The sequence below is a fragment of the Massilibacterium senegalense genome, from assembly GCF_001375675.1.
GTDB lineage: Bacteria > Bacillota > Bacilli > Bacillales > Massilibacteriaceae > Massilibacterium > Massilibacterium senegalense.
The window spans coordinates 2,157,896-2,171,180 of sequence record NZ_LN831786.1; the positions used below are offsets into that span (position 1 = coordinate 2,157,896).

13 protein-coding genes and 2 tRNA genes are annotated in these 13,285 nt (G+C 38.8%); all 15 read left to right on the forward strand.

Annotated features, from left to right (window positions below):
• Positions 1 to 5 precede the first annotated feature (5 nt).
• The 15 genes from BN1372_RS14200 (at position 6) to BN1372_RS14275 (ending at position 12,845) form a co-directional block, all read left to right on the forward strand.
• Positions 6 to 959 (forward strand): ribose-phosphate diphosphokinase, encoded by a 954-nt coding sequence (locus BN1372_RS14200; RefSeq protein WP_062200992.1) that lies wholly within the window; start codon positions 6 to 8, stop codon positions 957 to 959.
• 83 nt (positions 960 to 1,042) lie between these two features.
• On the forward strand, positions 1,043 to 1,663 hold the full coding sequence (locus BN1372_RS14205; protein WP_062200994.1) for a 50S ribosomal protein L25/general stress protein Ctc: 621 nt from the start codon (positions 1,043 to 1,045) through the stop codon (positions 1,661 to 1,663).
• 84 nt (positions 1,664 to 1,747) lie between these two features.
• On the forward strand, positions 1,748 to 2,305 hold the full coding sequence (gene pth / locus BN1372_RS14210) for an aminoacyl-tRNA hydrolase (protein ID WP_062200995.1): 558 nt from the start codon (positions 1,748 to 1,750) through the stop codon (positions 2,303 to 2,305).
• A 57-nt stretch (positions 2,306 to 2,362) separates the two neighbouring features.
• Positions 2,363 to 2,593, forward strand: coding sequence for an anti-sigma-F factor Fin (locus tag BN1372_RS14215; RefSeq protein ID WP_062200997.1), 231 nt, complete (start codon positions 2,363 to 2,365; stop codon positions 2,591 to 2,593).
• 47 nt (positions 2,594 to 2,640) lie between these two features.
• Positions 2,641 to 6,198 carry a transcription-repair coupling factor gene (mfd, locus tag BN1372_RS14220; RefSeq protein WP_147515416.1) on the forward strand — a complete coding sequence of 1,186 codons (3,558 nt, stop codon included), beginning with the start codon at positions 2,641 to 2,643 and terminating at the stop codon, positions 6,196 to 6,198.
• 109 nt (positions 6,199 to 6,307) lie between these two features.
• Positions 6,308 to 6,847 carry a stage V sporulation protein T gene (gene spoVT, locus BN1372_RS14225; protein ID WP_062201000.1) on the forward strand — a complete coding sequence of 180 codons (540 nt, stop codon included), beginning with the start codon at positions 6,308 to 6,310 and terminating at the stop codon, positions 6,845 to 6,847.
• 91 nt (positions 6,848 to 6,938) lie between these two features.
• Positions 6,939 to 8,528, forward strand: a complete 1,590-nt coding sequence (locus BN1372_RS14230) for a putative polysaccharide biosynthesis protein (protein ID WP_062201002.1) — start codon at positions 6,939 to 6,941, stop codon at positions 8,526 to 8,528.
• A 5-nt stretch (positions 8,529 to 8,533) separates the two neighbouring features.
• Complete coding sequence (yabN, locus tag BN1372_RS14235) at positions 8,534 to 10,003, forward strand: bifunctional methyltransferase/pyrophosphohydrolase YabN (RefSeq protein WP_062201005.1); 1,470 nt, start codon at positions 8,534 to 8,536, stop codon at positions 10,001 to 10,003.
• Entirely contained in the window at positions 10,004 to 10,282 is a 279-nt protein-coding gene (locus BN1372_RS14240; protein ID WP_062201008.1) for an RNA-binding S4 domain-containing protein, read from the forward strand. It abuts the gene before it with no gap.
• Positions 10,283 to 10,353: 71 nt separating this feature from the next.
• Positions 10,354 to 10,623, forward strand: coding sequence for a sporulation protein YabP (yabP, locus tag BN1372_RS14245; protein ID WP_230198833.1), 270 nt, complete (start codon positions 10,354 to 10,356; stop codon positions 10,621 to 10,623).
• Positions 10,620 to 11,180, forward strand: a complete 561-nt coding sequence (gene yabQ / locus BN1372_RS15925; RefSeq protein ID WP_062201013.1) for a spore cortex biosynthesis protein YabQ — start codon at positions 10,620 to 10,622, stop codon at positions 11,178 to 11,180. Before yabP ends, yabQ begins: the two co-directional genes overlap by 4 nt.
• Before the next feature lie 23 nt (positions 11,181 to 11,203).
• Positions 11,204 to 11,602, forward strand: coding sequence for an FtsB family cell division protein (locus BN1372_RS14255; protein WP_062201016.1), 399 nt, complete (start codon positions 11,204 to 11,206; stop codon positions 11,600 to 11,602).
• A gap of 82 nt (positions 11,603 to 11,684) precedes the next feature.
• Positions 11,685 to 12,101: a S1 domain-containing RNA-binding protein gene (locus BN1372_RS14260; protein ID WP_062201018.1), complete on the forward strand. Its 417-nt coding sequence runs from the start codon at positions 11,685 to 11,687 to the stop codon at positions 12,099 to 12,101.
• 579 nt (positions 12,102 to 12,680) lie between these two features.
• Positions 12,681 to 12,757: transfer RNA gene (locus BN1372_RS14270), tRNA-Met, on the forward strand.
• Positions 12,758 to 12,770: 13 nt separating this feature from the next.
• A tRNA-Glu gene (locus BN1372_RS14275) sits at positions 12,771 to 12,845 on the forward strand.
• Positions 12,846 to 13,285: the final 440 nt, after the last annotated feature.

Consider the following 13,285-nt stretch of genomic DNA (forward strand, 5'->3'; position numbering starts at 1 on the left):
GACTAATGACTTCTTTAAATAATGACTCTCACTTTAAAGTATTAACATTAAGTTCAAATCCAGAGCTTGCACACGAAATTGTGGAACACATTGGTGTGAAAATGGCAAAAAGTACGAGTAAAACATTTAGTGACGGAGAAATCCAAATTAACATTGAAGAAAGCGTTCGTGGTTGTGACGTATATGTCATTCAATCTACATGCCAACCGGTAAATGACAATTTAATGGAATTACTAATTATGTTAGATGCCTTAAAACGTGCATCTGCCAAAACTATTAACGTTGTTATTCCATACTATGGGTACGCTCGTCAAGACCGGAAAGCACGTGCTCGCGAGCCAATTACAGCGAAATTGGTTGCCAATATCATCGAAACAGCAGGTGCGACTCGTGTTATTACTTGTGATTTACATGCAACGCAAATTCAAGGCTTTTTTGACATTCCAGTAGATCAACTATTAGGTGTACCGATTTTAGCGGATTATTTTGAAGAACAAAACTTAGAAGATATTGTCGTTGTTTCTCCAGACCATGGCGGTGTAACACGCGCGCGTAAAATGGCAGATCGTTTAAAATCACCGATTGCTATTATCGACAAACGTCGCCCTCGTCCAAACGTGGCTGAGGTGATGAATATTGTTGGCAATGTAGAAGGAAAAACGTGTATTTTAGTCGATGATATTATCGATACAGCAGGTACGATTACATTAGCGGCTAATGCGCTAATTGAAAGCGGTGCAAAAGAAGTGTATGCATGTTGTACACATCCTGTTTTATCAGGTCCTGCTATTGAACGCATTGAAAATTCAAAAATTAAAAAAATGGTCGTTTTAAATACAATTCCACTACCCGAAGAAAAGAAAATTGAAAAAATTGTCCAATTATCAGTTGCTGAATTGATGGCAGAAGCGATAGTTCGTGTTCAAAATAAGATGTCAGTAAGCAAGCTTTTTGACTAAATACAAAAAGAGGGTTATAATTTTCCATAATAGGGTACTCCTATAAATACGGTAAGGAATAAAAACTGGAAGGTGATTTTTAAATGTCTACTACAATAGTAGCAAGTCCGAGAAAAGATACGAAACGTTCAACTGTAAAAGCGCTTCGTAAGGAAGGAAAAATCCCGGCAGTCGTTTATGGAAAAAACCTAGACACTCAAGCGATTGCAGTTGATGGCCTAGAGCTAAATAAAACATTACGTGAACATGGTCGAAATGCTTTGTTAAGTTTACAAACATCAGACGGTCAAACCCATGCAGTATTAGTTCAAGAAGTTCAAACTGATTCTATTAAGCGTAACTGGATTCATGTAGACTTCCATAAGGTAAGTATGACCGAAAAAATTGATATTGAAGTACCAATAGTGTTAAAAGGACAAGCCCTTGGTGAAAAAGAAGGTGGCGTTGTCGACCAAACATTACGTGAAGTGGTTATTAACGTACTTCCAACAGAAATTCCAGAAACGCTTGAATACGATATTAGCGAATTAAACATTGGTGATGTTGTAACTGTAAATGATTTAAAAGAAAAATATTCATATGAATATGTGACTGACGGTGAAGAAGCAATTGTTTCTATCGTACCTCCTACACAATTAGGAGAAACTGATGGAGACGAAGAAGCTGCAGAACCAGAAGTTATTGGCGAAAAATCAGCAGAATAACATCTATTTATCTACATGATAAAAGGACGTAACCATAAGTTTGGTTGCGTCTTTTTTCACATTACATAGAAGGAGGGACCCACAATGAAATGTTTTGTCGGACTCGGAAATCCTGGAAAGAAATATGAACATACAAGACATAACGTAGGCTTTATGGTAATGGATGAATTAGCGAAGCGATGGAATATTTCCTTCAATCAAGAAAAATTTAAAGGAATTTATGGCACTGGCATCGTAAATGGCGAGAAGGTCTTTTTAATTAAACCGATTACGTACATGAATTTGTCCGGGGAGTGTGTACGTCCCTTTTTAGATTATTTTCAAATTGCTTTAGAAGACCTTGCCGTTGTGTATGATGATTTAGACTTGCCGACAGGACGTATTCGTTTGCGCCAAAAAGGAAGTGCAGGGGGGCATAACGGGATTAAATCATTAATTCAACATGTTGGTACCAAAAAGTTTAATCGACTCCGTATCGGCATCTCTCGACCTACTAAGCCTATTCCCATTCCTGATTACGTGTTAGGTTCTTTTTCAAAAGAGGAAACACCAGAAATTGAAGCTGCCATCATGCAAGCAGCGGACGCATGCGAGTCATTTTTAACGAATCCTTTTTTAGAAGTAATGAATAAATACAATTAACAGATGCATAAAATAAAACACCTTGGCTCATAATGACGATAAGGAGGCTAGAGAAAAATGGCTATTGTATATCGTTGTCGTCATTGTGGCGTTCGCGTAGGAACGATTGATACATCGTTTGTAGATATGCACCGATTAGGCTTGTCGTTATTATCGGAAGAAGAGAGAGTAGAAATGATTCAATACCAAAAAGACGGGGAAATTACCGTTCAAACGATTTGTGAAGACTGCCAAGAAGCGTTAATGCGTCAACCAGATCTTCATCAGTGGAAAACGTTTATTCAATAGAGAGATAGCTTTGGCGGCAAATGCTCCCGTCAAAGCCTTTTTGCATGATGTTGGAAGGAGGAAATAACTTGCATATAAAACAACTGTTACAAGGTGCAGAAGAGTTTAATATTATTGCGAATGGCATAGAAAAAGGAATCAAGGAACAGCTTGTATCAGGACTAACTGGTTCTTTGCGCACTTTTTTTATTGGGGGATTAAAAGAGCGGTTAAACCGACCGATTTTAATTGTAACCCACAATTTATTACAAGCACAAAAAGTACAAGATGACCTAACAGAATGGTTGCCAGATACACCTGTTTATTTATATTCGACCAGTGATTTAGTATCTGCTGAATTATCGGTAGAATCGCCGGAATTTCGCGCAGCACGAATGGATGTGTTAAATGCGTTAACCAATCCAAACGAAAAGCCAAGCGTAATCGTTGCACCGATTTCTGGGTTGCGTCGTTTTTTACCACCTAAATCACTATGGAAGCAGTATCAGTATACGCTAACGGTTGGCGATGACTTGTCATTAGATGATTTTTTAGAACAACTAGTAGAAAGCGGGTATGCGCGTACCTCTTTTGTATCGAAACCTGGGGAATTCAGTCTTCGCGGTGGTATTTTAGACATATATCCGTTAACGGAGGAACATCCAGTTCGAGTGGAATTATTTGATACAGAAGTTGATTCCATTCGCTATTTTGATAGTGAAACACAACGTTCTTTAGAAATGATGAAAACGATTTCTTTTGGACCAGCGAGTGAATGGTTGTTACGAAAAGAACATTTAGTGACAGCAGGAGAACGTTTAGAGGAAACATTAAAAGAAACAATCAAAAAAGTAAAAGACCAATCGATTAAAGAACAATTAATCGAAAATATTACGTATGAAATCGATCAATTAAAAAATGGGCAAGTTGTCTCTTCTCCGTATAAATATATGTCTCTTTATTATGAACAGTGCGCTAGTTTATTAGATTACGTGCGTGAAGATAGCGTCATCGTCATGGATGAAATTAGTAGAATCCAAGAAATTTCGCAAAATTTAGATAAAGAAGAAATGGAATGGTTATTATCTTTAACGGAAAGCGGAGAAATGGTTCACCTTTCTATTTCGCATCCGTATGAGGCAGTCATGAATAAGCGCACACAACCGTTGCTTTATTTTTCGTTATTTTTACGAAATGTGCCACATGCGAATATTGGAAATGTGACGAGTGTTGCTTGTAAGTCGATGCAAAACTTCCACGGCCAATTTCCTGTCTTAAAAACGGAAATCGAACGGTTCAAAAAGAGTGACATGTATCCTGTTTTTGTTGCATCGGATGATTCACAAGCAACGCGGTTACAAAATGTTCTCCATGATTACGGAATAGAAAGTGACCTTGTAGCATACGACCAAGCGCTCACGACAGAACGACCGCAAATTATGACGTTAGATTTGCAAGCTGGATTTGAATGGAGTACGGCCAAATTAGTCGTTGTAACAGAAAAGGAAATTTTTACTAAAACGAAGAAAAAATCTAGAAAACGACAAAAGCTTTCTAATGCGGAGCGAATTAAAAGTTATTCCGAGTTAAAGATTGGCGATTATGTTGTTCATATTAATCACGGGATTGGAAAATATATTGGTATTCAAACGTTAGACATTAACGGCGTTCATAAAGATTACTTACACATTAAATATGCAGGCAATGACCAATTGTACGTACCGGTTGAGCAAATTGATCAAGTGCAAAAATATGTCGGTTCAGAAGGAAAAGAACCGAAAATATATAAACTAGGCGGTACGGAATGGACAAAAGTAAAACGGAAAGTACAGTCTAGTGTAGAAGATATTGCGGATGACTTAATTGCCTTATATGCCGAACGAGAAGCGAGCAAAGGATACGCATTTTCGGAAGATGGTGTCATGCAACAAGAATTCGAAGCATTATTTCCGTATCAAGAAACGGAAGATCAGTTGCGCACGATTGAAGAAATTAAACGAGATATGGAGCAGGAACGGCCGATGGACCGACTTCTTTGCGGGGATGTTGGATATGGAAAAACAGAAGTAGCGTTACGTGCAGCCTTTAAAGCAGTTGTCGACCAAAAACAAGTGGCGATGTTAGTGCCAACAACTATTTTAGCGCAACAACATTATGAAACGATGAAAGAACGATTTCAAAATTATCCGATTAACATCGGATTGTTAAGTCGTTTTTCTACACGCAATGAACAAAATGAAACGATTAAAGGATTACAAAACGGAACGGTTGATATCGTGGTTGGGACACATCGTTTGTTGTCCAAGGACATTACATTCCGAGATTTAGGGTTATTAATTATTGATGAAGAGCAGCGTTTTGGTGTAAAACATAAGGAAAAAATAAAACAATTAAAAGCAAATATTGACGTGTTAACGTTAACAGCTACACCGATTCCGCGTACACTCCATATGTCAATGCTTGGAGTTCGAGATTTATCAGTTATTGAAACACCGCCGGAAAATCGGTTCCCGATTCAGACGTATGTCGTAGAAGAGTCCGGCATTCTAGTCCGAGAAGCAATTGAACGAGAGCTAGCACGAGATGGCCAAGTATATTATTTATATAATCGCGTCGAAGACATTGAACGAAAAGCAGATGAAATATCGATGTTAGTTCCAGATGCACGCGTCATGTATGCGCATGGAAGAATGACAAGCACGGAATTAGAATCGGTGATGATTGACTTTTTAGAAGGAAATTATGACGTACTTGTAAGTACGACGATTATCGAAACGGGTGTAGACATTCCGAACGTGAATACGTTAATTGTGCACGATGCGGATAAAATGGGGCTATCCCAATTGTATCAATTGCGCGGTCGGGTAGGACGTTCAAATCGAGTAGCATATGCGTATTTTACGTACCAAAAAGATAAAGTGCTTTCGGAAGTTGCTGAAAAACGATTGCAAGCGATTAAAGAGTTTACCGAATTAGGTTCTGGATTTAAAATTGCGATGCGCGATTTATCGATTCGCGGTGCTGGAAACATTCTCGGTGCCCAGCAACATGGATTTATCGACTCGGTTGGTTTTGATATGTATTCGCAAATGCTGAAAGATGCAATCGAACAGCGAAAAGAAACAGGAGAAGTCGCAAAAGAAACATGGAAAACAGAAATTGATCTGTTGCTGGATGCGTATGTACCGTCTGCTTATATTGCGGATGAAAATCAAAAAATTGATATGTATAAACGTTTCCAAGCATTAGATTCGTTAGAAGATTTAACGGAATTACAAGATGAATTGCTTGACCGTTTTGGAGAATATCCAGTAGAAGTGGACTTTTTAATTCGAGTCGCAAAAATTAAATTGTATGCGATTCGTGAGAAAGTGGAATCGATTCTTCAAAAGGACCACGAAATTAAAGTGTTATTTAGTGAAGAAACAACGAATATGTTAGACGGTTCGAAAGTGTTCTTATTTGCAAACCGCATTGGCTCTTATCTCGTGCCAGGTATGGCAGGGCCACAATTATTTATTAAATTAAATGTGAAAAAAGTGCCACCGCACGAATATTTACATGCGATTGAACAAATTGTAATGAACGTAACGGAACTAAAACGTGAAAAAGTGGAATCGAATTAAGAAACTTTCACAAAAATTGCATATTTTTTTCGGAAGATACGGATAATACTAGCAAGGACGGTATTTTTTAATCTCTTATCCATTACCGAAAGAAAGTGAGGCAAAATGTATGAAAGCAACTGGTATTGTACGACGTATTGATGATTTAGGACGGGTTGTGATTCCTAAAGAGATCAGGCGTACATTACGTATTCGTGAAGGAGACCCATTAGAAATTTTTGTTGATCGTGACGGAGAAGTTATTTTAAAAAAATATTCACCGATTCAAGAGCTAGGCGAATTTTCGCGCATGTATGCGGATGCACTGTTTGATACAACGCAGCAACCTGTACTGATTTGTGATCGCGATGCGTATATTGCGGTAGGTGGCCAAACGAAAAAGGACTTTTTAAATAAAAGTATTGGCGAAGAAGTGGGCGCAGCTATCGATGCGCGACAAGTGAAGCGGATGAGTGAGCAAACAGAGGTAGAGCTTGTAGATGGACTGAAAGAAAGCATAGCTGGGTACGTCATTGCTCCAATTATTGCAAGTGGCGATTCGATGGGAGCGGTTATTTTATATGTGACAGATGGAAAAGAAATCGGCGATACCGAGCAAAAATTAGCAGAAACAGCAGCGGCGTTTTTAGGGAAACATATGGAAGATTAACGAAAGAGGCGAATGAAGCCTCTTTTTCTTTTGGGCAATTGTTGGTATAATACGGTTTTGATTTAGGTATGTACGGAGAGGAAAAAAACAGATGTCACAAAAACGATTTTCTTTATTAAAAGGTGCGTTTTTATTAACGGCCGCTACATTGATTGTGAAAGTTTTAAGTGCCTTTTACCGGATTCCTTTTCAAAATATGGTCGGGGATCATGGGTTATACGTTTATCAACAAGCATACCCTTTTTACGCATTAGCAATGACGCTTGCGACATACGGATTTCCAGTTATGAATTCCCGGCTTGTTGCGGAACGTAGCATAACCGGTACGTCCAAAGAAGTAGAATGGTTCATGAATCAATCGCTACGGGCAATGATGTATGTTAGTTTTTTGATTGGTATCGTTATTTTTACCGGTAGTCCGTATTTTGCGTACTGGATGGGAGATGCTTCGCTCGTTATGCCGATCAAAATCAGTGCGTTGTGTTACGTTTTCTTGCCGTGGGTTGCGTTAAGTCGCGGGTATTTCCAAGGAAATAACAATATGACACCAACGGCCATTTCTCAAGTAATCGAGCAGCTCGTTCGTGTCAGTTTTATTTTGGTGTTCACATATGTATTGTTTCAGCGGGGGGCATCGATTTATGTCCTTGGGTCTGCAGCAACGGCTGGTGGCGTCTTTTCTTTTGTGGCATCCTCTGTTGTGTTAGCCTTTTTTTTTAGGAAACAAAAGAAGCGACCTTTCCGAATCGTTCGTGTCAAACTATCCATGGACGTTATCAAGCCCTTTTTAGTTGGTAGTTTTGCTATTTGTATTAGTAGTTTATTATACATATTTTTTCAATTTGTCGATGCGTTTACGTTCGTCTCCCTATTACAAAAAGAAGGCGTTCCGTTATGGAAAGCGCAACAATTAAAGGGTGTGTACGACCGCGCACAACCGTTTATTCAATTAGGTACAGTCGTATCGACCGCCGTTTCCCTAGCTGTTGTCCCGCTCGTTACGATGCTTTATACGCAACGCAATATGGAAGAATTAAAAGGGCACGCAGCGTATGCGTTAAAAATGAGTATGTTTACAAGTATCGCTGCAAGCGTTGGCTTAGGTTGTATTATTCAACCAACGAACGTGATGTTATATGAAAATGCAAAAGGTAGTTTTGTGTTAGCTATTTTAGGAATATCGATTATCGGGAATAGTATAGCACTAACGACAGCTGCGCTATTACAAGGACTAGGTGCTTTACAAAAACCGCTCCAGTATGCGTTCATTGGGGTAGGTGCAAAAATTTTGTTCAATCTGCTACTCATCCCGATTTTTCATAGTGTGGGTGCAGCACTTGCGACGGTATGTGCCTTTTTCATTACTGCGCTTTTACAATGGCGGGCGTTATCTCGTCAGTTACAATGTTCGCTCATTACGTTTTCGTACATTCAAAAGTTGCTTCGAGCTGCTTTTGTGATGGCCATTGCATTAGTCGTGTATACGTTTCTGTTTGAACATCTCGTCCAACTTTCTCGCCTAACAGCAACGATTGAAGCATTAACAGCTGTAGGAATTGGCGCTATTCTGTATATTTATATAGCGATGAGGCAAGGAGTGCTTGAAGCAAAGGAATGGACGTTTTTACCCAAAGGAGATAAGATTTCGCATTTGATTGATAAATTTCAAAAAAGAAGGTGACCATTTTGGCGAAAGAAATTATGGTGATTGGATTAGGAGCAGGGGATATAAAGCAAATGTCGTTTGGTGTATACGAAACGTTAACGAATGCGGTGCATCTTTATTTGCGTACTGATCAACATCCTGCTGTAGATTATTTGATAGAAAAAGGACTGGCGTTTCGTTGTTTTGATGACATTTATGAAAAGCATGATGATTTTGAAACAGTATATGGAGAAATAGTAGAACGATTGTACGAAGCGGCCGATACGTATGAGTCAATTGTATATGCCGTACCAGGTCACCCGCTTGTAGCAGAAAAAACGGTCCAACTTTTGTTAACAGAAGGAACAGAAAAAGGGTATCATGTGTCGGTGCAAGGTGGACATAGTTTTATTGATGATATGTTAACAGCTGTTTCGGTTGATCCGATTGAAGGATTTACCTTCGCAGACGGCGCTACGTTATCGTATGAAGATATGAACGTAACGCATCATCAGTTTATTTGCCAAGTGTATGATTCGTTTATTGCTAGCCATGTGAAATTAACGTTAATGGAACTTCTCCCAGATGAATATGAGGTATATATCTGTGATGCGGTCGGTTCAGTGGCGGAAAAAGTAACGAAAGTACTGTTATATGAACTAGACAGAGCAATGAAAGTAAGTAATTTAACGACGATTTACGTACCGAAAGTAACTGATGAAACACTTCGTTACCGTACTTTTGATAAACTAAAAGAAGTCATTCAAATGCTTCGTTCTGAAAATGGTTGTCCGTGGGACCGTGCACAAACCCACGAATCGTTAAAAAAATATTTAGTTGAAGAGACGTATGAAGTATTAGATGCAATTGACGAGCAAGATGATGATCACTTAGTAGAAGAACTAGGGGATGTGTTATTGCAAGTTATGCTTCATGCTCAAATCGGGGAAGATGATGGCTATTTTACAATGGAAGACGTAATCGAAGCGGTAACAAGTAAAATGATTCGTCGTCATCCGCATGTGTTTGGGAAAGTTCATGTCGAAAATGAACAAGAAGTGATGACGAATTGGGAAGCAATTAAAAAGCAAGAAAAAGAAACACAACCTACATCGCTATTAGAAAATATCCCTTCTCATTTACCTAGTTTGTATCGAGCCTTTGAAATGCAAAAGAAAGCAGCAAAAGTAGGATTTGATTGGACAGACCCAGCAGACATATGGGGCAAGTTAAGGGAAGAAGTAGCGGAATGGAAAGAAGAGTTACAGTCAGGAAATCAAGAGAATGCAGAAAAAGAATTAGGAGATGTTCTTTTTGTCCTTGTGAATTTGGCACGTTTTTATAAACAAGACCCAGAAGAAGCAATCCGTTCTACGAATCGAAAATTTCAAACGCGATTTGCATATGTGGAACAAAAAGTTATGGAAAGTAACCGAGGGTGGACGTCTTTTACATTAGAAGAACTAGATACATTTTGGGACGAAGCAAAGAAAAAGGAGAGAGAATCATAAATGCGATTAGATAAATTTTTAAAAGTATCTCGTTTAATTAAACGGAGAACACTAGCAAAAGAAATGGCGGAAAAGGGCAGAATTATGATTAACGACCAAGTGGCAAAACCAAGTTCTGTCGTAAAAGTAGGCGACGAGCTTACTGTTCGATACGGAAATCGAATCGCCGTAGTGAAAATTAATGAATTAAAAGAAACGGTTCGGAAAGAAGAAGCAAATGATATGTATACAGTAATAAAAGAAGAGCGAATTGCAGAAAATCCAGAGGGCTTGTTCTAAGCTTTCTGGATTTTTCATATACATGAACTAACACAATGGATAGCCGTAGAGAGAAAAAGGGGGGCGGAAAAATGCGAGAACTCGTACACGATATGTCGCTAAAAGGAAGAAAAGAGATGGACATTACAGGAGTGAAACACGTAGAAAGTTTTGACCATCAAGCGTTTCATTTAGAAACCATTCTGGGTTTTTTAATCATTGAGGGAGAGAATTTACAAATGGTCAATGTCGATGTGGATGAGGGGGTTGTATCGCTAAAAGGAAAAATCAATCGCTTTATGTATGTAAGCCCGGAGCAGAAAGGAAAAGCTAAAGGTGTCTTTAGCAAGTTATTTCGATGAGCCTTTATTTACAATTCGAATCGATGCTTGCTATTTTTATTCTCGGCATCCTATTTGGTTGTTGCTTTGATACATATTTACGCCTCGTACGGAAATATAAACGAAACCGAATACGTATATTTATAAGTGATATCTTCTTTTTTATCGGATATGGTTTTCTTTTTTTTTATCTCATTTATTTAGTCAATGAAGGTACTGTTCGTTTCTATATGTTTTTAGCCAATCTTCTCGGCTTTTCCGTCTACCAAGTACTGTTACAAAAATATTTTTTGAATTTTTTAGAATTTTCCCTTCGTTTTATGTTAAAATTGTATATGATAGTAAGGAAACTATTACAGTTCTTTTTTATAGAACCGATTCGATATATATTGAAACTTCTTGTACTCTTCGTTATGATTATGTGTAAAGTCATCTTGTTTTTGTTGCGCCCCGTTCAATTTCTTTTGTATCATTCCATTTGGAAGCACTTACCGTTCTCTTTTCGAGATAAGACGCAAAAATGGATACAAATGCTTCCAGAAAAAAAGAATGAATGGTTACATTGGTTAAAACAGTAATTTAATGAAAGAGGTGATCCTCCTTGCATTCTACACAAAGAAAGATATCAATTCCCAGTAATGAAAGCATTCAATACGGAACACCCACCCAACGAGAAATTACGAAAAAACGACGCGTTCAAAAAAAGCGAGTTGCCCTTATTCAGCGGCTTGTTTTCTTTGCCGTTATTAGTATTTGCTCTATTGGGTTTTTAACAGTACAATTAATAAACCAAGAATTAGCGATTTCTAAAAAAGAAGAACAAAAAGTAAAATTAGAACAACAAAAACAAGAATTAAAAGAAGAAGAGAAACAATTAAAACAAGAAGTAAAAAATTTGCATGACAAAGAATATATTGGTGAAATCGCGAGACGTGACTTCTATTTATCGAAGCCTAACGAAACACTTTTTAAAGTGCAAGAAGATAATACGTCAAATTAGTCGTCTATCTCGCATTATATAATTTTCTAAAGTATAATATATCTCTATTATCAAGAGGATGTTAAGGAGGAGCATTTTTTTTATGTCGATTGAGGTAGGCAGCAAGTTACAAGGAAAGGTTACTGGTATTACAAACTTTGGAGCATTTGTCGAGCTGCCAGGAGGTTCCACTGGCCTTGTTCATATTAGTGAAGTAGCAGACAATTATGTAAAAGACATCAACGACTTTTTAAAAGTCGGCGACGTTGTAGAAGTAAAAGTAATTAACATTGAATCAAACGGTAAAATTGGTTTATCTATTAAACAAGCAAAAGACCGTCCAGAACGCCCAGAGCGTGAAGAAAGAAGACCACGCCCTCGTGGAAATAACAATCAACGTCGCAATAAGACAGAATCCCTTTCTTTTGAAGATAAGCTAAACAACTTCTTAAAAGCAAGTGAAGAACGTCAAGCGTCGTTAAAACGTCATGTAGAAAAACGTAACGGACGCAGTCGTTAATCAAACATATATAAACTAACGTTATATGACACGAACCCTCTTTTTTACTTACATTGAGAAGTAAAAAAGAGGGTTTTTATTTTCTGTGTAAATCTAGGTGTCTTGGACCGAGCACCCTTCGCTTTTTGATAATCCAGCTCCGGGCGCTACCGACTGCCGTCATAAGCCACGCAACTCCAGAGGCAAAAAAGACGCCTCTTCCATTGCGCGTCTTATTCCTCTGTCGGTGACCGAGCGCCCTTCGCTTTTTGATAATCCAGCTCCGGGCGCTACCGACTGCCGTCATAAGCCACGCAACTCCAGAGGCAAAAAAGACGCCTCTTCCATTGCGCGTCTTATTCCTCTGTCGGTGACCGAGCGCCCTTCGCTTTTTGATAATCCAGCTCCGGGCGCTACCGACTGCCGTCATAAGCCACGCAACTCCAGAGGCAAAAAAGACGCCTCTTCCGTTGCGCGTCTTATTCCTCTGTCGGTGACCAAGCACCCTCCGCTTTTTGATATTAATTTTTGAAAAACTGTGTTGACATTTTGAAAAGTGTCTTGTATTATATAACTTGTGCTTAAGAAAGTTAGTAATATGGCGGTGTAGCTCAGCTGGCTAGAGCGTACGGTTCATACCCGTGAGGTCGGGGGTTCGATCCCCTCCGCCGCTACCAAAATTTTTATATTGGCCCGTTGGTCAAGCGGTTAAGACACCGCCCTTTCACGGCGGTAACACGGGTTCGAATCCCGTACGGGTCACCAATTAAACTTAAACAAATTAATGAATTCTCACAAGGTTCCCCAGTAGCTTACCAGCGCTGGACTAGCACGTAAACGTGCGTTGGAATCCCGTACAGGCCACCATCTAAAATAGTAGATGCAAAGAATATACACCAAATTGTTGGTGCTTTTTTTATTTGTAAGGATATTTCTATAGTTGCCAAGAAAAGCTACTCTTATCAATATACGATAGAGTAGCTTTTCTTATTTTAATGCTTTTTTACTGATTCTCCCCATCTTATACCTGTTATTCTTGGGAAATTGCCCTCCGCTTTTTGATAATCCAGCTCCGGGCGCTACCGACTGCCGTCATAAGCTACTCAACTCCAGAGGCAAAAAGATGCCTCTTCCGTTGCGCATCTTATTCCTCTGTCGGTGACCAAGCGCCCTCCGCTTTTTGAATTTTTTTGTGTTTTTGTTTT